General features: G+C 71.2%; 19 protein-coding genes. 13 read left to right on the top strand and 6 right to left on the bottom strand.

Annotated elements, in window-relative coordinates; translation table 11 throughout:
• Window positions 1–355: 355 nt before the first annotated feature.
• Entirely contained in the window at window positions 356–1,891 is a 1,536-nt protein-coding gene (locus tag ABD932_RS02085) for a DUF4331 domain-containing protein (protein ID WP_345008321.1), read from the bottom strand.
• A 230-nt stretch (window positions 1,892–2,121) separates the two neighbouring features.
• On the opposite strand from ABD932_RS02085, the gene ABD932_RS02080 reads away from it, so the two are divergent.
• From ABD932_RS02080 to ABD932_RS02070, 3 genes are all read left to right on the top strand, one after another.
• Window positions 2,122–2,664, top strand: coding sequence for a sigma-70 family RNA polymerase sigma factor (locus ABD932_RS02080; protein WP_126390620.1), 543 nt, complete (start codon window positions 2,122–2,124; stop codon window positions 2,662–2,664).
• Window positions 2,661–3,479, top strand: a complete 819-nt coding sequence (locus ABD932_RS02075; RefSeq protein WP_345008320.1) for an anti-sigma factor — start codon at window positions 2,661–2,663, stop codon at window positions 3,477–3,479. Before ABD932_RS02080 ends, ABD932_RS02075 begins: the two co-directional genes overlap by 4 nt.
• A gap of 126 nt (window positions 3,480–3,605) precedes the next feature.
• Window positions 3,606–3,875, top strand: coding sequence for a hypothetical protein (locus ABD932_RS02070; RefSeq protein ID WP_126390616.1), 270 nt, complete (start codon window positions 3,606–3,608; stop codon window positions 3,873–3,875).
• A 265-nt stretch (window positions 3,876–4,140) separates the two neighbouring features.
• Here the strand turns inward: ABD932_RS02070 and ABD932_RS02065 are convergent, their stop codons facing one another.
• Both ABD932_RS02065 and ABD932_RS02060 read right to left on the bottom strand, forming a co-directional pair.
• Window positions 4,141–4,923 carry an ABC transporter permease gene (locus tag ABD932_RS02065; RefSeq protein WP_345008319.1) on the bottom strand — a complete coding sequence of 261 codons (783 nt, stop codon included), beginning with the start codon at window positions 4,921–4,923 and terminating at the stop codon, window positions 4,141–4,143.
• The gene (locus tag ABD932_RS02060) at window positions 4,920–5,864 is read right to left on the bottom strand and encodes an ATP-binding cassette domain-containing protein (RefSeq protein WP_345008318.1); all 945 of its coding nucleotides are present in this window, start codon (window positions 5,862–5,864) and stop codon (window positions 4,920–4,922) included. The genes ABD932_RS02065 and ABD932_RS02060 overlap by 4 nt, the downstream gene beginning before the upstream one ends.
• 63 nt (window positions 5,865–5,927) lie before the next feature.
• Between ABD932_RS02060 and ABD932_RS02055 the strand changes: the two genes are divergently transcribed.
• A complete protein-coding gene (locus ABD932_RS02055; RefSeq protein ID WP_345008317.1) occupies window positions 5,928–6,641 on the top strand; it encodes a TetR/AcrR family transcriptional regulator in 714 nt (237 codons plus the stop codon).
• Here the strand turns inward: ABD932_RS02055 and ABD932_RS02050 are convergent.
• From ABD932_RS02050 to hmgA, 3 genes are read right to left on the bottom strand one after another with little or no spacing between them, the layout of a single operon-like run.
• Window positions 6,638–7,786: a type ISP restriction/modification enzyme gene (locus ABD932_RS02050; RefSeq protein WP_345008338.1), complete on the bottom strand. Its 1,149-nt coding sequence runs from the start codon at window positions 7,784–7,786 to the stop codon at window positions 6,638–6,640. The two genes, ABD932_RS02055 and ABD932_RS02050, sit on opposite strands and share 4 nt — an antisense overlap.
• A gap of 26 nt (window positions 7,787–7,812) precedes the next feature.
• Window positions 7,813–8,562 (bottom strand): GntR family transcriptional regulator, encoded by a 750-nt coding sequence (locus tag ABD932_RS02045; protein WP_345008316.1) that lies wholly within the window; start codon window positions 8,560–8,562, stop codon window positions 7,813–7,815.
• 27 nt (window positions 8,563–8,589) lie between these two features.
• Complete coding sequence (hmgA, locus tag ABD932_RS02040; protein ID WP_345008315.1) at window positions 8,590–9,915, bottom strand: homogentisate 1,2-dioxygenase; 1,326 nt, start codon at window positions 9,913–9,915, stop codon at window positions 8,590–8,592.
• 171 nt (window positions 9,916–10,086) lie between these two features.
• On the opposite strand from hmgA, the gene ABD932_RS02035 reads away from it, so the two are divergent.
• The 9 genes from ABD932_RS02035 to ABD932_RS01995 all read left to right on the top strand — a co-directional run bounded on the left by ABD932_RS02035 (window position 10,087) and on the right by ABD932_RS01995 (window position 20,029).
• A complete protein-coding gene (locus tag ABD932_RS02035) occupies window positions 10,087–10,707 on the top strand; it encodes a hypothetical protein (protein WP_345008314.1) in 621 nt (206 codons plus the stop codon).
• Entirely contained in the window at window positions 10,704–11,318 is a 615-nt protein-coding gene (locus tag ABD932_RS02030; protein ID WP_345008313.1) for a TetR/AcrR family transcriptional regulator, read from the top strand. The genes ABD932_RS02035 and ABD932_RS02030 overlap by 4 nt, the downstream gene beginning before the upstream one ends.
• Before the next feature lie 127 nt (window positions 11,319–11,445).
• Window positions 11,446–13,698 (top strand): molybdopterin oxidoreductase family protein, encoded by a 2,253-nt coding sequence (locus ABD932_RS02025; RefSeq protein WP_345008312.1) that lies wholly within the window; start codon window positions 11,446–11,448, stop codon window positions 13,696–13,698.
• Window positions 13,699–13,832: 134 nt separating this feature from the next.
• Window positions 13,833–15,251, top strand: coding sequence for a CitMHS family transporter (locus ABD932_RS02020; protein WP_345008311.1), 1,419 nt, complete (start codon window positions 13,833–13,835; stop codon window positions 15,249–15,251).
• A gap of 30 nt (window positions 15,252–15,281) precedes the next feature.
• Complete coding sequence (locus tag ABD932_RS02015) at window positions 15,282–16,517, top strand: MFS transporter (protein WP_345008310.1); 1,236 nt, start codon at window positions 15,282–15,284, stop codon at window positions 16,515–16,517.
• Between the two features lie 99 nt (window positions 16,518–16,616).
• Window positions 16,617–17,360: a hypothetical protein gene (locus ABD932_RS02010; protein WP_345008309.1), complete on the top strand. Its 744-nt coding sequence runs from the start codon at window positions 16,617–16,619 to the stop codon at window positions 17,358–17,360.
• Window positions 17,347–18,000: a class F sortase gene (locus tag ABD932_RS02005; protein ID WP_345008308.1), complete on the top strand. Its 654-nt coding sequence runs from the start codon at window positions 17,347–17,349 to the stop codon at window positions 17,998–18,000. The genes ABD932_RS02010 and ABD932_RS02005 overlap by 14 nt, the downstream gene beginning before the upstream one ends.
• Window positions 18,001–18,188: 188 nt before the next feature.
• Entirely contained in the window at window positions 18,189–19,529 is a 1,341-nt protein-coding gene (locus tag ABD932_RS02000) for an ABC transporter ATP-binding protein (protein ID WP_345008307.1), read from the top strand.
• 29 nt (window positions 19,530–19,558) lie between these two features.
• Entirely contained in the window at window positions 19,559–20,029 is a 471-nt protein-coding gene (locus ABD932_RS01995; RefSeq protein ID WP_345008306.1) for a DUF3574 domain-containing protein, read from the top strand.
• Window positions 20,030–20,143: the final 114 nt, after the last annotated feature.

Genomic DNA, 20,143 nt, shown 5'->3' with positions numbered 1-20,143 from the left:
CCCTTTCGGCCCCGCCAGGGGGCTCCGCCCCCTGGACCCCCGTCGGCCTGAACGGCCTCGTCCTCAAACGCCGGACGGGCTGAAAGATGCCGGCCGGCGCCGAGAAGTGAAGCCGCCGGCGCCTTGCCGCACCCACCCGCCGCACGGCGGCAACGCGCTCGTCAGCCCTCGCGGCAGCGGCATCCGCACCGGTGGTGGCTTCCCTGTTCGCCTCGTTCTCCGGCGCGCTGTCGTTCGTACGCGGGGCCATGCCCTCTCCTCAATCGGCTTTGCGGCAACGGTCGTTGTGGCGTGCTGCGGCGCGGCCCGCGCCGTGGGGGATGAGTACCGCGCGGGCCGCGCCAGTCGGTGGGGCCTAGTACGCCCGCTCCCGCGTGCGGCGCCACCAGGCCAGGCCCGCGCCGATCAGCAGGACTCCGATCGCGCCGGCGCCCGCCGACCCGGCGATCAGGGTCGTGTTGTCGGTGCTGCCGGAGGCGCCGGCCGGCTGCAGGGCGTCGCCGAGCTGGCTGCGGACGTCGGTCTCGCCGTCCGTGCCCTTGGCGAGCGGGCCGCGCGAACCCTCGGTCGGCAGGGCGACGTACGGGAAGGCCTTCTCGAAGTCCTTGTCGTTCTTGTCGACGGCGTCGCCCAGGTCGTTCTTGGCGCCGAGCAGTTCACCCTCGACGACCTGGAGCGAGGCGTCGATCACGTCGTCGGTGAGGCGACGGCCGTTCGGGAAGCCGGCGTTGTCGCCGTCGAGGACACCGAGCCGCTTGGGTTCGGCGGTCGGCTTGATCGAGGTGTTGAGGCGCAGCATCTCCGAGGGAGTGACGTGCGGGGGCTGGTTGAGGCCCTTCACGCCCTTGAGGAAGACGTCGACCAGGTCGTTGCGCGGCTCGTCGGGCGCCGGGATCTTGTAGATCGCCTCGATGAGCTTCGGCAGCTCGGGGTTGGTGACGTTCTTCAGGAACTGGGCGTCGTCCCAGGGCGCGGACGCGTTGAACTTGTCCTTGTCCTTGAGCGGGTTGACGACCTCGTTGACCAGCGGGCTGCCCAGGCGCGAGACCTGCTCGAAGTAGCCCTTGGCGTTCTTGCGCTGGGTCGTCGACCAGATGCCGACGATCGGCTGGTCCGCCGACTCGGCGATCATGTGGGTCGGGACCTGCAGGGCGATGGAGTTGACGTTGTAGCCCTTGAGCGTGTCGTTGCCGACCTCGGAGAGGTTCCCGCCGTAGAGGAGGTCGAAGACGCGCAGGTCCAGGAAGAACGGGTCGTCGGCCTGGCCGGCGAACGACGTCGCGTCGCCCGCGAGCTTGTGGACGGCCTGCTCGCGCAGCTTGGCGTAGTCCGGCATGGACGCCTTGCCGACGTTCGACGGCGCCACCGGCACGTCGTTGGCGACCTTCGTCTTCGACACCGGGTACTGGTCCTTGAGCTTGATCAGCTCGACGTCGTACGTCTGCGTGATGTTGAGGTCCTTGTCGTCCAGGCTCTCGACCGGACCGGTGTTGTACAGGAACGTCTTCTTGTTCTTGATGTGCGTGTCGAAGGTGAAGCGGTAGAGCAACTCGCCCTGCGCGTCGCCGTTGTTGTCGATGTGGATGTCGTACTGCGCGTCCTCGGCGAACGTGAAGAAGTTCGGACCGCCGGCCGGCTCCTCGAACGGGATCCAGTTCGCGATGATCGTCGTCGTGTCCGGCTTGTCCGGGCTGACGAACGCGTACACGTCCGTGTTGTCGTACTGCGGTGTCCCCGAGATCAGCGGGGCCTCCCGGTGGCTGGAGGCGGAGGCCGCCCCCGGTGCCAGCGCGGCGACGCCGGCGGCTGCGAGCCCCCCGGCGGCCAGCGCACCACATACGAGGGTCGCGAGGCCCTTGCGTCCCGCACCGCTCCTGGAAATAGGTGTCATGCCGTCCGTCCTCAGTGCCAACTTGCCTGACGAACCCGATTCGGAGCGGCCGCCAGGGTGGATTGGTCGAATCTCAAGCGTTCTTACGGCGGAACTGAAAAGTTGTTTCATCGGCGGACGACCCGCGTTTTCGGCGCGCTGATCCGTAACCCCATCCGGAGGTGGGTTCGTTGCGAATGCCTCGTGGGACTAGACGGCCGCGCTGCGGCCTGACTGGAGGGGGAGACGAGTTGGAGGCGGACGAGCTGCTGGTGCTCGTTGCGGGCGGTGACCAGAAGGCGTTCGAGGAGCTGTACGGGCTGGTCTCCGGGCCGGTGTACGGGCTGGTCCGGCGCGTGGTGCGCGATCCCGCCCAGTCCGAGGAGGTGGCGCAAGAGGTGTTGCTCGAACTGTGGCGGTCCGCCGCGAAGTTCGACCCGGGGCGGGGCAGCGCCCTGTCGTGGATCCTCACCCTCGCCCACCGCCGCGCCGTCGACCGCGTGCGCAGCGCCCGCGCGGCCGGCGAGCGCGAGCAGCGCGAGGCCCTGCGCGCGAACCAGCCGGCCTTCGACCATGTCGCCGAGGAGGTCGAGGCCGGCCTCGAACGCGAGTGGGTGCGCCGTTGCCTGGAACGCCTCACCGCCCTGCAGCGCCAGTCCGTCACCCTCGCCTACTACGAGGGCTACACGTACCGTGAAGTGGCCGAGCGGCTCTCCCTGCCGCTGGGCACGGTCAAGACCCGTATGCGCGACGGACTCACCCAGCTGCGCAAGTGTCTGGGAGGTGTCGCGTGAGCTTCGTCGACCGTCTGCTGCGGCGCGAGGACCTGCACTCGCTCGCCGCCCCCTACGCCCTCGACGCCCTGGAGCCCGGTGAGCGGATCCGCTTCGAGAAGCATCTGAAGACCTGTGACAGCTGTGCCGCCGAGGTGCGGGTCCTGTCCGAGGACGCCGTCCGCCTCGCCTGGTCGACGGCCGCCCCCGCGCCCGCCGCGATGCGCAACCGGGTCCTGGCCGCCGTACGGACGACTCCGCAGGAGTCCGCCGGGCGGGAACCAGCACACGCGCGTGCCACCCAACTGCCGCCGCATGTATGGGGAACCCAGCCGCCGCCGCGCACCCGGACGCGCCGGACGCGCCCGCTGCTCGTGCCGTTCGCCACGGCCACGGCCGCCGCGGCCCTCGTGGTCGCCTCCCTCTTCGCCGTCCAGGCCGACCGCACGCAGGATCAGCTGGACGCGCAGCGGGACCGGGCGAGTGAGATCGCTAACGTTCTCGCGGCACCCGACGCCCGGGCGACCGCCGGCGAGGACGCGAAGGGCCGGACAATCGGAGTTGTCGCCTCCGTATCGGAGGGGCGTGCGATCGTCACTCTGAGCGGATATGGCGAGCTGTCGAGCGGCCGTGTGCATCAGCTCTGGCTCATGCGCCCGGATGTACAACCGCGCTCCCTAGGGCTTTTCGACGACGACACGCCCTTGGTCGCGTCCGGTCTCGACAAATCGGCGACGTCACTGGCTGTGACCGTCGAGCCGGACGGAGGCTCTCCGCAACCCACCAGCCAGCCCGTTGTCCAACTCGCCCTGAAATCGGTTGGATTCGGAGAGTAATCAGAGACGGGTTGTCAACACCCTTACGGGGAAGGTGAATCCTGTGACCGCGATACACGAGTGCCCCACCGGGGCGATAGGGTTAACCTGCCCGGGCCGGGTGGACTCGTACGGGTGGGGAGTGACATGGATCAGATAACAGTGCGCAGCAGGGCCAGGGTCCCTGCGATCACCTGCGGGAGCAGCGCGACCAGTTCGCGCCTCGACCGCCATCTCTCGGTGCTGGCGGGTCCCGCCGTGCCGCAGACGGAGGCGGCCGAAGCGACCTCGCTGATGCTTGAACTGACCACTCGTGACACCACGAAGTCGCGCAGCGACCGGGGTGCGCGGGTGCGACGCGTCTCGCTCTTCGCCCCGCTGCGTCGGCTCCGCCGCTCGCTGTTCGGCGGACGCTGACTCGTACCGGCGTTCCTCGAACGAATTCCAGGCCCGCGCCCGGCAGTTCCACCGTCTCCGGTGCTGTACCGCGCTGTCGTCGCCGTCATCCCCGCGGCGCGCGGCGGAGCTTCGGAGTGCCACCCGGGTGCGGGCACGTCCCCCGCTTCACCCACCCCGCTCATCGGCCCCGTCCCCGTACGTAACGGCTTTGCCGTGTACGGACGTTGACGGGGCCGTTGTCATGCACGGACATGGACGGGGCCGCCCTTGTCGAGCGCGGCCCTCAGCGCTCGCCGCGCGCGTACCGGCGCACCGCGAGCGGCACGAACACCGCGAGCAGCACCGCGCACCACGCCAGTGACCCGGCGACGGGGTGGGCGACCGGCCAGGCGGCGCCGTCCGGCACCGGGGCGTTGCCGAAGAGGTCCCGCAGGGCCGTGGTGACCGCGCTGATCGGATTCCACTCGGCGAGGGTGCGCAGCCAGCCCGGCAGACCGTCGGTCGGGATGTACGCGTTGGACAGCAGCGGCAGGATGAAGGTCGCCCCGCCGAGCTGACCGGCGGCCTCCTCGTTCCGGGTCAGCAGCCCCAGGAATATCCCGGCCCACGCCGTCGCGAACCGGAACAGCAGCAACAGCCCCAAGGCACCCACCGCTTCGAGCGCGGACCCCTCGATCCGCCAGCCCACCGCGAGTCCGACCAGCAGGAACGGCACGGTCCCGGCGGCCGTCACGATGAGGTCCGCGCCCGCCTGCCCCAGCGGTACGGCGGCCCGGCTCATCGGCAGCGTCCGGAAGCGGTCCATCACGCCGCGGTGCGTGTCCTGGGCGGCCTGGAACATCCCGGTCATGAGCCCGTTGGCCGCGGTCGCCACCAGCAGGCCGGGCACCAGGAAGGAGCGGTACTCCGCGCCGGGCATCGCCAGCGCGCTGCCGAAGACGTAGCCGAAGAACAGCAGCATCGTGATCGGCATGGTCTGGGTCAGGATGAGCAGCCCCGGGTTGTTCCGGATCCGCCGCAGCTGCCTGCCCAGCATCGCGTTGCCGTCGTAGGCCAGGGTGCTCATGCCGCACGCTCCTCTTCCTGGGTGAGTCGCAGGAACACGTCGTCGAGAGTCGGTGGTTCGATGCTCGCGTCGAGCAACGGCACGCCCGCGGCGTCGAGTTCGCGCACCAGGCGCGGGAGCGTGAGCGTGCCGTCCCGGGTGACCGCACCGACGGCGCGCCGTTCGTGGTCGAACGACGGTTCGGCGCCGGTGAGTTGGTCCAGTACGGCGGCGGCCTTCACCAGGAAGTCGGGGTCGGTGACGACGACCTCGACGCGCGCGCCGATGACCGCCTTGAACTGGGCCGGTGAGCCCGTGCGCGCGACCCGTCCCTGGCCCATCAGGGCGATGTCGTCGGCGAGTTGGTCGGCCTCCTCCAGATACTGCGTGGTCAGCAGCACGGTCGTGCCGTCGGCGGTCAGCTCCCGCACGGCGTCCCAGATCCGGTTGCGGCTGGCGGGGTCCAGGCCGGTCGTGGGCTCGTCCAGGAACAGCACGTCGGGGCGGCGGACGAGGCTCGCCGCCAGGTCGAGGCGGCGTCGCATCCCGCCCGAGTAGGTGGACGCCGGCCGGTCGGCGGCCTCGGTCAGGCCGAAGCGGTCCAGGAGCTCGCCGGCCCGCTCGGCCGGCCCGCGCACCCGGTGCAGCCGGGCGAACAGCCGGAGGTTCTCGCGGCCGGTGAGTTCGCCGTCGACCGAGGCGTACTGGCCGGTGACGCCGATGCGGCGGCGGACGGCGGCCGGGTCCCGCAGCAGGTCGTGCCCGGCGATACGGGCCGAGCCGGCGTCCGGGCGCAGGAGCGTCGTGAGGAGCCTCAGGGCCGTGGTCTTGCCCGCGCCGTTGGGCCCGAGGAGCCCGCAGACGGTGCCTTGCGGGACGGCCAGATCGAGCCCGCGCAGGGCATGGACCTCGCCGAAGCGCTTCTCCAGACCTTCACTAAGTACAGCGTACGTAGAAGTCATGGCTCGACCATAGCGCACTACGTACGCTGTACGTAACTAGGATGGAGGTCGAGGTGATGATCGATGGCGGGCAAGGCGGCCGAACCCGGAGTGATCTGGGCGCGACCCGAGCGGACCGGGCGTGGACCGAAACCGGCGTTCACCAGGGCCGACATCGCGGCGGCCGCGGTGCGCGTCGCCGACGCGCAGGGCCTGGACGCGGTGTCGATGCGGCACGTGGCCGGTGAACTGGGGTGCGGCACGATGTCGCTGTACAACTACGTGCCCCGCAAGGAGGACCTGTACGAGCTGATGGTGGACGCCGTCAGCGCGGAGCACGAACTGTGGGAGCCGAGCGGGGACTGGCGAGCGGACATGCGCCGGGTCGCCGGGCAGACGCGGGCGCTGATGCATCGGCACCCGTGGATGCCGCGGCTGATGTCACCGATCTACGGCTTCTCCCCGAACGCCCTGCGGTATCTGGAGCACTGTCTGGCCTGCCTGGATCCGCTGGAGGCCGCTTACGGCATGAAGATGCAGCTGGTCGGGATGCTGAACGGGTGCGTGACGTCGTACGCCGCGACGGAGCTGGCCGCCGCCGAGCGGACGCGGTCGTTGCCGTGGTCGGCGGAGGAGGAGAACGCGGTGCGGATCGCCTATCTCGGGAGTCAGGTGGCCACGGGGGCCTATCCGCGGCTGGCCGCGTCGTTCGCGGAGGATCAGGGGCCGATCGATCTGGACGGGGCGTTCGAGATGATGCTGGGCCGGATCCTCGACGCCTTCGATCCCAGGAACTAGATCAGCGCGAACTGGCCTTCCGGGCCTTCCTCGTGGTGATCCAGGACCGATGCCGGACGGCGTGCCGCCTCCGGTGCCGGCAGTACGCCTGCCTCACGCAGCTCCGTCGCCGTGATCGGCGCCTTGACCGTCAACTCCTCCTGCTGCGGGCGCAGTTCCGCCAGCAACGCCAGGACCGTGATCAGCTCCAGCAGCTCCGACGTCCATGCCTGCGGCCACGTCGCCGGGCGGATCGCCGCCAGGGTGCCCGGCTCCGGGGCGGCGGTGCGGGCCGTGAACCAGTGCTCCAGGACCCGCACTCCGCCCATCTCGAAGTCCCATGCCTCCGGCGGGACCGGGGAGATGCGGCCCTCGTCCAGCTCCAGGGTCTCCTCGTCGCGGTCGTAGTGCAGGTTGAGGGGGCGGGAAGGGAGCGGAGCCCGGACGTACGGGCGGCGGCCGCCCGGCAGCTTGGGGCGTTCGCCGTTGCGGCGCATCAGCCAGAGCAGGCGGTGGCCCAACTCGACGCCCCGCACCCAGATGTCGGGGTCCTCCGTGAGGGGGACGGTGAGATCGGGGCGGGCGGCTGCCAGGATCCAGGCCAGGAGGTCCGCGGGTGCGGGGGAGTGGCCCAGCCGGGAGGTCAGGTGCCGCAGCAGGCCCGGGGCGAGATTGGGTTCCTCGCCGTCGGGGCGGCGGTAGAGGGGGCGGACGCGGCCCGGGCGGAGCAGGGGGAGCAGGGAGGTCGCCAGCAGGGCGGAGTCGGGTGTCTCCAGCACGAAGATCTGGTGCTCGTCCGCCACCCGCCACAGCTCCGGACGCGCCGCGTCGATCAGGCGGTGGTCGGGGATCAGCCACTGTTCGTCGAACGGGGCGCACAGGACGCGTTCCGGCTCGGGGCAGGGGCCCGAGGCGCGGAGCAGTTTCTCCGTGCCGGTGGACCGGCCGGGCAACTGCCCGACCGCCGAGTGCAGGGTGCGGGAGCGTGTCGGCTCCAGCAGGGCCTCCCGGTCCGGGCCCTCGGCCTTCACGAAGGCGTCCCAGCGGGCTTTCAGGGATGCGGCGTCGGGGCCCGTCGGCCACCCCCGGCCGAGCCTAGGCGGTGCGACGGACCACGGCATGAGGTCCGCCAGCGGCGGAGCGTCGTCGTGCGTCACGCTGGGCATCGTACGACCCGTCACCGACGGTGAGGTCATGTGGCTTCCAGAGTCACCGTGAAGGAGAAGCGGTCGCCCCGGTAGTGGATGACCGCGGCGTCCAGCACGCGCCCCTGCTCGTCGTACGTCACACCTGTGTAGTGCAGGATCGGGCTCAGCAGCGGGACTTGGAGCAGCCGCGCCGTCTCCGGGTCGGCCAGTCGCGCCTCCACGGTGTCCGTGATGCGGCTGATGTCCGCCCCGACGACGTCCCGCAGCACCTTGGTCATCGGCCAGCGGACCAGGTCGTCCAGGTCGATGCGTGCGGCCAGTTCGGGCCGGACGTAGTTGCGGGCGTGGTTGGTCGGCTCGCCCGTCTTCTCGTCGCAGCGCAGGCGGTGGTACGTCGCCACCTCGTCGATGTCCGGGAAGTACTCGGCGAGTTCGGCCGGCACCGGAGCCCTGCCGTGGTCCAGCAGCTCGGTCGCCATGCCGGACTGCTGGGCCACGATCGCGTCCACCGAGCCGAGCAGCCGCACGGGGGCACCCCGGCGGGCGTCCGGCTCGATGAACGTGCCGCGTCTGCGGTGGCGGGTGATCAGCCCCTCGTCCTCCAGCTCCTTCAGCGCCTGCCGCATGGTCAGCACGCTCACGCCGTAGTGCTCGGCCAGCTGCTCCTCGGTGGGCAGGCGCAGCGGGTCCTGCGGGCGGCGGCCCAGTATCGAGGCGCGCAGCGACTGCGACACCTGGTACCAGAGCGGCAGCTTGCGGTTCAGGACGATCGAGTCCGGGGCGAAGGAGGTCACGGGGCCATCCGTACCGGTGGGGGATCTTTACCGCAAGGGGCGGAAGTGGCGCTCCAGCCCCTGCCAGACGTCGTCGTAGCGCTGTTGCAGGTGCTCCGCTCCCGCCGCCTGCGGGGTGAGCGTCACCGGCCAGCGCGTCTCGAACATGAAGGCCAGGCCGTCGTCGACCCGCTGTGGCTTCAGCTCGGCGGCGCTCGCGCGGTCGAACGTCTCCTGGTCCGGGCCGTGCGCCGACATCATGTTGTGCAGCGAGCCGCCGCCCGGTACGAAGCCCCCCGGACCAGCGGTCTTCGCGTCGTAGGCGCCCTCGACGAGGCCCATGTACTCGCTCATCACGTTCCGGTGGAAGTACGGCGGCCGGAAGGTGTCCTCGCCCACCAGCCAGCGCGGGGCGAACACGACGAAGTCGACGCCCGCGAGGCCCGGGGTGTCCGACGGGGACGTCAGCACCGTGAAGATCGACGGGTCGGGGTGGTCGTACGAGATGGTGCCGATCACATTGAATCGGCGCAGGTCGTAGACGTACGGCACATGGTTGCCGTGCCAGGCGACCACGTCGAGCGGTGAGTGGTCGTAGGTGGCGGTCCAGAGGTTGCCGCAGAACTTGTTCACCACCTCCACCGGTCCCTCGACGTCCTCGTACGCCGCCACCGGTGCCATGAAGTCCCGGGCGTTCGCGAGGCCGTTGGCGCCGATCGGGCCGAGGTCGGGGAGATGGAAGGGGGCCCCATAGTTCTCGCACACATAGCCGCGCGCGGAAGCATCCAGTAGCTCCACACGGAAGCGCACCCCACGGGGGATCAGCGCCACATGTCCCGGCTCCACATGCAGCAGGCCGAACTCCGTGCGCAGCAGCAGTCCGCCGCGCTCCGGCACGATCAGCAACTCGCCGTCGGCGTCGCTGAAGACGCGGTCCATCGAGGAGTTGGCGTGGTACAGGTGCACGGCCATGCCGGTGCGCTGGGTGGCGTCGCCGTTGCCGCCCAGGGTCCACAGGCCGGCGAGGAAGTCGGTCCCGGGTGCCGGCTCGGGCAGGGGGTTCCAACGCAGGCGGTTCGGGTCCGGCACCGAGTCCGTGAAGGGGGCCGTACGGGTCGCGCCGTTGTCCGTGCGCGTGAACGCCGGATGCGCCGCCGACGGGCGGATGCGGTACAGCCACGAGCGGCGGTTGTGTGCCCTCGGCTCGGTGAACGCCGTACCGCTCAGCTGCTCCGCGTACAGGCCCAGCGGGGCACGCTGGGGTGAGTTGCGGCCCTCCGGGAGGGCGCCCGGCACCGCCTCCGAGCTGTGCTCGTTGCCGAAACCGGAGAGGTAGGTCAGCCCTTCCGCGGTCTTCCGCGCGTCCCCGCTCATGATCGCTCCCTTGAGATCTGATTCCTATGTATCACCGTAGGATTGCGGTTTCGCGGGCGCAAGAGAAGTGCGGAAGATCGGCCGGTCATCCCCTGGAGGTACGACCGGATCCGGACGCCAACCAGACTTCAGGGGGATTCGGCTGTCGGATGGGTGTTCTAGTCTCCGGATATGTCATGGACGCGGACCTTTCTCGCCGCGCTCGCGGTCTGTGTCCTGCTGGTGACCGGAACCGCGGGCTGCGACTCCGGTGCTGCGCGGGGACAGGGGGAGAACGGGGTGTCGTCCTCTCCCGTGGGCAAGGTCCTCGACGACACCGACGGCGAGGGGCGGCACCTGCGTGAGGTGGACGAGGACGACGCCCCCGAGGTCGGCATCGAGGTGCAGCCGGACCCGGACGGCGACGGCAGCTGGGACGTACGGCTGACCCTGCGCGACTTCCGCTTCTCACCCGTCGGAGCGCAGACGCGCGCGGTGGCCGGCCGCGGGCTGGCTCACCTCTACGTGGACGACCGGCTCGTCACCAGGCTGCGCACCCCCGAGTACCGCCTCGCTTCCGGCCTCGTCCCGCGCGGCACGCACCAGGTCACCGTCCGGCTGTACGCCGACGACGGCACGGTCTGGGCGGTGGACGGCGACCCCGTCGAGAGGACGGCCGCCCTCACGGCGTCGGAGGCGGAGACGACCGCGCCCCCGACGGCGAATCCGTCCGCCGCGGCACTGAGTGCGCCGGGTGTCCGCTCCCGTACTGGGGGGCGAGGTTCACCGGACCGAGCCGGAAAGGCATCATGAAGACCGTGCCTCACCCCGCATCGCTTCGTCGGGCGCCCGTGCAGCGGCGCAGTGCCGAACGGCTCACCCGGATCCTCGACGCCTGCGCCGACCTCCTCGACGAGGTCGGCTACGACGACCTGAGCACCCGGGCCGTCGCCCAGCGTGCCGGCGTCCCCATCGGCTCCGTCTACCGCTTCTTCGGCAACAAGCGGCAGATGGCCGACGCCCTCGCCCAGCGCAACCTCGAGCGCTTCACCGCCCGTGTCACCGAGCGCCTCGAGGAGACCGGCGACGGAGGCTGGCGCGCGGCCATGGACGTCGTGCTCGACGAGTACCTCGCCATGAAGCGCACCGCGCCCGGCTTCTCCCTCGTCGACTTCGGCAACCAGATCCCGGTCGGCACCCGCAGCGAACCCAACCACCGCGTCGCCGACCGGCTGACCGAGCTGCTCTCCGGATACCTCGACCGCGAGCCGGACGACGATCTGCGCCGCACCTTCCTCATCGCCGTCGAGACCGCCGACACCCTGGTCCACCTGGCCTTCCGGATGGCGCCGGAGGGTGACGAGCGGATCATCGAGGAGGCGCGGGAGATGCTGCGGGCGTATCTGGCGCGCGTGCTGGACTGACCGTCCCGGGCCGGCGGCTCGCGAATTTCCGACCTCATCCCCGGCTGGGACTCCCCTCCCTGCATACCGGTCGGTATGCTCGCCCCTGAGCCCGCGCGTCATCGTCGCCGCCACCTCAGGAGGACCCGTGTCCCGCACCGCACTGCGCATCTGTCCCCTGTGCGAGGCCACCTGCGGCCTGACCCTCACCATCGAGGGGACCGCGGTCACCCACGCCCGCGGCGACCGCGACGACGTGTTCAGCAAGGGGTTCATCTGCCCCAAGGGCGCCTCCTTCGGTGCCGTCGACGGCGACCCCGACCGGCTGCGCACCCCGCTCGTGCGCAGGGACGGCGAGCTGCGCGAGGCCACCTGGGGGGAGGCCTTCGACGCGGTGGCCGCCGGTCTGCGCCCGGTCGTCGAGCGGTACGGGCCGAACGCGGTCGGCGTCGTGCTCGGCAACCCCAACGTGCACACCATGGCCGGCGCCCTCTACCCGTCGGTCCTGATCGCCGGCCTGCGCACCCGCAGCCTCTTCACCGCGTCCACGGTCGACCAGATGCCCAAGCACGTCTCCAGCGGACTGCTCTACGGCGACGCCAACGCGATCCCCGTCCCCGACCTCGACCACACGGACCACCTGCTGCTGATCGGCGCCAACCCGCTGGAGTCCAACGGCAGCCTGTGCACCGCGCCCGACTTCCCGGGCAAGCTCAAGGCGCTGAAGGCCCGCGGCGGCACCCTCACCGTCATCGACCCGCGCCGCACCCGCACCGCCAAGCTCGCCGACCGGCACCTCGCGATCCGCCCCGGCACCGACGCGCTGCTGCTGGCGGCGATGGCGTACGTCCTGTTCGAGGAAGACCTCGTGGACCCGGGCGAGCTGACCCCGCACCTCCAGGGACTCACCGAACTCCCGGACGCCGTACGGGACTTCACCCCCGAAGCCGTTGCCGCCGCCTGTGACATCGACGCCGGCACCATCCGCGCCCTCGCCCGCGAGCTCGCCGCCGCGCCGACCGCCGCCGTGTACGCCCGGATCGGCAGCTGCACCGTCCCGCACGGCACCCTCGCCAGCTGGCTGGTCGACGTACTGAACATCCTGACCGGCAACCTCGACCGTCCCGGCGGCGCCCTCTTCCCGCAGGCGGCCACCGACAAGACACCCCGGCCCGCGGGCCCCGGCCACGGCTTCGCGCTCGCGCGCTGGCACTCCCGGGTCAGCCGGCACCCCGAGGCCAAGGGCGAGCTGCCGATCTCCGCGCTGGCCGAGGAGATCGACACCGCGACCGAGGAGGGCGAGCCGATCCGGGCCGTCATCGCCGTCGCCGCCAACCCCGTCCTCTCGGTGCCCGACGGCGACCGGCTCGACAAGGCCCTCGACTCGCTCGACTTCATGGTCAGCGTCGACCCGTACCTGAACGAGACCTCGCGCCACGCCCACGTCGTGCTGCCGCCGCCCCCGCCCTCGCAGAGCCCGCACCACGACTTCGCCTTCAACACCCTCGCCGTACGCAACCAGGTCCGCTACAACCGGCCCGCCGTCCCGCTGGAGCCCGGCCGCATGGCCGAGACGGAGATCCTGGCCCGGCTGACCCTCGCCGCCACCGGGATGCACGGCGCGGATCCGGCGGCCGTCGACGACCTGGTCATCGGGCAGACCCTCGGCAAGGCGGTGAAGGAAGCGCACTCCCCGGTGCACGGCCGCGACCCCCAGGAACTCGCCGCTCAGCTCGCCGGTGTCACCGGCCCCGAGCGCCGGCTCGACATGATGCTCCGCCTCGGCCCCTACGGCGACGGTTTCGGCGTACGACCGGACGGGCTGAACCTGGAGAAGCTGCTGGCGCATCCCCACGGCATCGACCTCGGTCCGCTGCGCCCCCGGCTGCCGCAGCCGCTGAAGACGGCCAGCGGCAAGGTGGAGCTGCTGCCGCGGCCGATCGCGGACGACCTGCCGCGGCTGCGGCGGGCCCTGCACGAGCGTCCCGACGGGCTCGTCCTGGTCGGCCGGCGACACCTGCGCTCCAACAACAGCTGGATGCACAACGTCCCCGCCCTCACCGGCGGCACCAACCGCTGCACCCTGCACATCCACCCCGAGGACGCCGAACGGCTCGGCGTCACGGACGGGGCGCCCGTGCGGGTCAAGGGTGCCGGGGGAGAGGTCACCGCCCCCGCGGAGGTCACCGACGGCGTGCGTCCCGGTGTGGTCAGCCTGCCGCACGGCTGGGGACACGACCGGCCCGGCACCCGGCTGAACCACGCGCTGAAGGAACCCGGCGTCAACGTCAACCAGCTTCTCGACGGCAGCCTGCTCGACCCGCTGTCGGGCAACGCGGTGCTCAACGGGGTGCCCGTCGAGGTGGTCCCGGTGGCCGAAAAGATCACGGCTCTGACCTGAGCAAAGCGCTGACCTGGAGTTTTGCGCTTATTGCTCGCATGTCAACGTCTTGTTAACGCTGCTTGGCGGGACCTAACGTCATCCCACCGCCGGCCCTGGTGGGTCGTTCAAGGGCGAACGTTAGGTATCCACTCATGCTGACCATCCTTGGCTTCGCCATGATCGCGACCTTCCTGGTCCTGATCATGATGAAGAAGATGTCGCCGATCGCGGCGCTCGTGCTGATCCCGGCACTGTTCTGCGTCTTCGTCGGGAAGGGCGCCAAGCTCGGTGACTACGTCATCGACGGCGTCACCAGCCTCGCTCCCACCGCGGCGATGCTGATGTTCGCGATCGTCTACTTCGGTGTGATGATCGATGTCGGTCTCTTCGACCCGATCGTGCGCGGGATCCTGAAGTTCGCCAAGGCCGACCCGATGCGGATCGTCGTCGGCACGGCGATCCTCGCCGCGATCGTCTCGCTCGACGGCGACGGCTCGACCACCTTCATGATCACCGTCTCGGCGATGTACCCGCTGTACAAGCGCCTGAAGATGAGCCTGGTCGTGATGACCGGTGTCGCCGCCATGGCCAACGGCGTGATGAACACCCTGCCGTGGGGCGGCCCGACCGCCCGCGCCGCCACCGCGCTCAAGCTCGACGCCAGCGACATCTTCGTCCCGATGATCCCGGCCCTGCTCGTCGGCCTGCTCGGCGTCTTCGTCCTCTCGTACTTCCTCGGCCTGCGCGAGCGCAAGCGGCTCGGTGTGCTCACGCTGGACGAGGTCCTGGTCGAGGAGAAGGAGGCCGAGACGGTTCTCGTGGGCGCCGGTTCCGGTTCCTCCGGTACGTCCGGCACGTCCGGCAAGGACAAGGTCACCGGTGGTTCCGGCTCCGGCACCGACGCGGAGGACGACGACGAGGAGGAGCGCTTCACGGTCCTCGACCCGAACCGCGCCACCCTGCGCCCCAAGCTGTACTGGTTCAACGCCCTGGTCACGATCACCCTGCTCACCGCAATGATCATGGAGTGGCTGCCGATCCCGGTGCTGTTCCTCCTCGGCGCCGCCCTCGTGCTCACCGTGAACTTCCCGCACATCCCGGACCAGAAGGCCCGCCTCGCCGCCCACGCCGACAACGTCCTCAACGTCTCCGGCATGGTCTTCGCCGCCGCCGTCTTCACCGGCGTCCTCCAGGGCACCGGCATGGTCGACCACATGGCCCGCTGGATGGTCGACGTCATCCCCGAGGGCATGGGCCCGCACATGGCCCTCGTCACCGGTCTGCTGAGCCTTCCGCTCACCTACTTCATGTCGAACGACGGCTTCTACTTCGGCGTCCTCCCGGTCCTCGCCGAGGCGGGCGCGGCGCACGGTGTCTCCCCGCTGGAGATGGCCCGCGCCTCCCTGGTCGGCCAGCCGCTGCACATGTCGAGCCCGCTCGTCCCGGCCGTCTACGTCCTGGTCGGCATGGCCAAGGTGGAGTTCGGCGACCACACGAAGTTCGTGGTCAAGTGGGCGGCGCTCACATGCCTCATCATCCTCGGGGCAGGGATGCTCTTCGGAATCATCTGATCCGCAAGCACCTTCCAGGAGGACTCGTTCATGGCGCCCGGTGGGAACCGCGGCTGGCTGCTCCGCCTCGTCATCGCCTTCAGCTTCGCGCAGGGGGCGGTGTCGATGGCCCGGCCCGCCGTCTCCTACCGGGCGCTGGCGTTGGGCGCGGACGAGCGGGCGATCGGCGTGATCGCGGGGGTGTACGCCCTGCTCCCGCTGTTCGCCGCGGTCCCCCTGGGGCGTCGCACCGACCACGGCCGGTGCGCGCCCCTGCTGCCGGTCGGCGTGGTCCTGATATCCGGCGGCTGCGCGATGAGCGGTCTCGCGGGCTCCCTCTGGGCGATGGCGATCTGGAGCGGGGTGATGGGCCTCGGCCACCTCTGCTTCGTCATCGGCGCCCAGTCCCTCGTCGCCCGCCAGTCCGCCCCGCACGAACAGGACCGCAACTTCGGCCACTTCACCATCGGCGCCTCCCTCGGCCAGCTGGTCGGCCCGATCGCCGCGGGCGCGCTGATCGGTGGCCGGGACATGGCGGGCACCAGCGCCCTCGCCCTGCTGGTGGCGGGTGCGGGCGGCGCGGTCGCGTTCACCTCGCTGTGGCGGATAGAGAGCCGTACGACGGCCAAGTCGGGGGAGAAGCAGGGCGAACGCGTCCCCGTACGGCGCATCCTGCGCGCCCGGGGCGTGCCCGCCGGCATCTTCATCAGCCTCGCCGTGCTGTCCGCGACCGACATCCTCACCGCCTACCTCCCGGTGGTCGGCGAGCACCGGGGCATCGCGCCGTCCGTGATCGGCCTCCTGCTGAGCCTGCGCGCGGCGGCCACCATCGCGTGCCGCCTGGTCCTGACGCCCCTGCTGCGGCTGCTCGGCCGCACCGTGCTGCTGACCGTGACCTGCTTGCTGGCGGCCCTGCTGTGCGCCGGGATCGCGCTGCCGGTGCCCGTGTGGGCGCTGGCCCTGATGCTGGCGGTGCTGGGCTTCTGCCTCGGCGTCGGCCAGCCGCTGTCCATGACGACGGTCGTCCAGGCGGCCCCCGAGGGCGCCCGCTCGACCGCCCTCGCCCTGCGGCTGACCGGCAACCGCCTCGGCCAGGTCGCCGCCCCGGCGTCGGCCGGCCTGGTCGCGGGCGTCGCCGGGGTGGCTGCGCCGTTCGTGATGCTGGCGGCCTTGCTGCTGCTGTCGGCGGGGGTCGCGGTGCGTACGCCGAAGCGGCCCGAGGGGCCCGGATCGACCGCACGGGAGCGGCCGAAGGGCTCGGGATTGCGCCGGACGAGCGATATTTGACGACGCGCCGGACGTCGTGCGGCGCGTCGTGGTGCGCGTGAAGGAGAGTCAGGCGAAAGAACGATTTGTATGAAAATCGTCTGAATCTGAGGAGCGCGTATGCCGACCCTGACACCCTCACGTGCCTTCCGTGCTCGCGCGGGCGCCACAGTCGTCCTCACGGCCCTCGCCGCGGCGGGTGCGTCGTGGGTGGCGGCGCCGACCGCGTGGGCCCAGGGGGAGAACGGCGACATCAGGATCCACCGCGAGGGCGTGCCCTACGGGGTTCCGAAGGACGACCCGGTGGTCTGCCGGTTCTACCTCGACGCCGTCAACTTCGACATCCTCGCGTCGATCACGTACACCATCTCGCCGCAGCCTCCGCTCCCCACGGGCGCCACCGTCACCGGCGCCATCCAGCTCGCCGGGGGTGCCGGTCACACCGATGTGCTGGGGCTTGCGGAAGGCCAGTACAAGCTCACCTGGGTCGTGACGGGCATCCCGCCGAAGGAGAAGGTCTTCCGGGTCAGGTGCGGCGACCGTCGGGACGGCGACCGGCGGGACGGGGACGGCGGTCCGCGCGGGGACGGCGGTCCGCGCGGGGACGGCGGTCCGCGCGGGGACGACGGCCCGCGCGGGGAGATCGGGGACAACGAGCGGGGCGAAGGCGGCGACCGCGGCGAAGGGTGGGGCCGTGGCGACAACGACGGCCCGAGAGGTGGTGTGCACGCGGGCGGTGGCGGTCTCGGCGACACCGTGGCCGCGTACGCGCCGGTGGCGGGCGCCGGCCTGGTGGGCCTGGTAGCCGTCGGCGGGACCGTGTACGTCCGCAGGACCCGCCGGCAGCCCCATGGTGCCGCGTAGGCGCAGACGCAGGCCCTGGTACCGGACCCGCGCCTACCGCCTCGCCAGGACGGCCGTGCTGACGGTCGTCCTGGTGACGGTGGTGGTCCGGTGCGAGGGGCACGGCGACCCGATCGCGCCGACGGGACCCGACGGCCGGCACCCCGTGGCCGCCGCCGAGCCCACACCCCCGCCTCGCCCGCTGCCGAGGTCCCGGCCGACGTCCGTCCGCATCCCGTCCCTGGGCATCGACGCCCCGGTGATGGGCCTCGGGCTCACCGCGACCCGCGAGCTGGAGACACCGCCGGTCGACGACCCGAAGCTCATCGGCTGGTACCGGGGCGGCCCCACACCCGGTGAGCCGGGCGTCGCGATCGCGGTGGGCCACCGCGACACCACGACCGGCTCCGCCGTCTTCGCCGGGCTCGCCTCGGTGAAGCGCGGCAAGAAGATCGAGGCGCGGCGCGAGGACGGCCGTACCGCCGTCTACACCGTGGACCGGGTGAAGGTGTACGACAAGGCGAACTTCCCCGACAAGGAGGTCTACGGCCCGGCCCGGCGCCCGGAACTCCGCGTGCTCACCTGCGGCGGCCTCTTCGACCGGCAGACGGGCTACACCAGCAACGTGGTGGTCTTCGCCCACCTGACCGCGACGAAGTGACCCTTGGCCGCGGCGAAGTGACCGATGACCGCGACGAAGTGACCGATGACCGGACGAAGTGACCAACCCCTTCCCCCGGCCGGGCACATTCCGTTAACTTCCGTGACTCACAGGCCCCGTACGACCCGCACGGGGCCTTCGAACCCACGGAGCAGCGGCGCTCCGCACAGCCCTCGGGGGCAGCAGTCATGACACGCGCCATCTCCCTGCACGACGTGAGCAAGTCCTACACGCGAGGCGTCCGGGTCGTGGACCGGCTCTCGCTGGACATCGAGCCCGGCGAGTTCCTCGTCCTCCTCGGGCCCTCCGGCTGCGGCAAGTCCACCGTGCTCAGAATGATCGCCGGCCTGGAGGAGATCGACGAGGGCGAACTGCTCCTGGACGGCGAGTGGGCCAACGACCTGCTGCCCGCCGACCGGCGCATGGCGATGGTCTTCCAGAACTTCGCCCTCTACCCGAGCATGACCGGCCGCGACAACATCGGTTTCCCGCTGCGCATCGAGGCACCCGGCGCGGACCCGCGCCCGCGCGTGGACGCCACCGCCCGCATGCTGGGCATCGAGGACCTCCTCGACCGCTTCCCCGCGCAGCTCTCCGGCGGTGAACGCCAGCGCGTCGCCATGGGCCGGGCCATCGCCCGCCACCCCACCGCGTTCCTGATGGACGAGCCGCTGTCCAACCTCGACGCCAAGCTCCGCAACCACCTGCGCGCCGAGATCTCCGGCCTCACCCGGAAACTGGGCGTCACCACGGTCTACGTCACCCATGACCAGGCCGAGGCGATGTCGCTCGGCGACCGGGTCGCCGTCCTGCGCGGCGGCGTCCTCCAGCAGGTCGGCACCCCGCGCTCGGTGTACGCCCTGCCCCGCAACGTCTTCGTCGCCGCCTTCATCGGCACCCCGCGCATCAACCTCCTGCGCGGCGTCGTACGCGCCCCACTGGACGGCGCGATGACCATCAGCCTCGGCAAGCAGTACCTGCGCCTGCCCGAACCCCTGTGCCTGGACCACCAGTTGCTCCGGGTCCAGCAGGGCCGCGAGGTCATCGTGGGTCTGCGCTCCGAGGCGGTGCGCATCGCCGAGCCCGCCGCCGCACGGCCCGGCGAGGTGCACATCACCGGGCTGGTGGAGCACGTGGAGTTCCAGGGCCACGAGGTCCTCGTCCACTTCAACACGGGCTCCCGCCCGGCCGTCGTACCGGACCTGGAGGCCCCGCGCCCGGCCGTCCGCCCCGCGCGCCGCCGTCGCCGCGAGGGCGGCACGGTCCTGGACCGCCTCCGGGAACGCGCGGGCGCCCTGCGCGCCGGCCCGGTGGTGACGCTCGACGACCCGGCCGACGCCGGGCCCGATCAGACGCCGCCCGAGGGCCGACTGCCCGGCGACCTCATCGTCCGCACCACCCCCGACTTCGAGCTCCGGCACGGCATGCATGTCCCGCTCCTCGTCGATCTCGCCCACCTGTTCGTCTTCGATCAGCACGGCGACCGCATCTGCCCGGCCCCGGCGCGGCTTCCCGACCTGGAGGAGTGAAGTCCGCCGGACATGGCTAGCTATGCGCCATGAACGTGCACTTCACCCGAACCCGGGCCGTCCTCACCGCCGTCGGCCTCCTGCTCGCCGTCGGCGCGCCGACCGCGTACGCCACCCTCGACGACGACACCTCCGCGGCGCCGGCCGCGTCCTCCGCCCCCGCACGGGGGGAGCCGTACATCGAGACCCGGTTGTTCTTCGGCACCGCGCGCCCGGACGGCGGCCCGGCCGTCACCGACAAGCAGTTCATGGCGTTCGTCGACAAGGAGGTCACGCCGGACTTCCCGGACGGGCTCACGATCCAGTCCGGGCGCGGACAGTGGCGGGACGCGAGCGGCACGATCGAGAAGGAGCGGTCGTACGAGCTGATCCTGCTCTACCCGCGGGCGCAGGCGCAGAGCAGCGACCGCAAGATCGAGGAGATCCGCCGCGCCTACGAGAAGGCCTTCGGTCAGGAGGCCGTGGCGAGGGTGGACGACAGGGCCCGGGTCGACTTCTGATGTCATGGGGCGCGGCTCACTCCGGAGGCGTCTGGCGCGGTAAAACTATCGCCGCTAGTTTGTGAGCCGGACGACGACAGCCGTACGACGGCGACGGCAGCCGGTCGATGAAAC

The organism is Streptomyces shaanxiensis, from assembly GCF_039537145.1.
Classification (GTDB): Bacteria; Actinomycetota; Actinomycetes; order Streptomycetales; family Streptomycetaceae; genus Streptomyces; species Streptomyces shaanxiensis.
The sequence above is the reverse complement of the archived record's forward strand: the minus strand, read 5'-3'. Positions and strand labels throughout refer to the sequence as shown.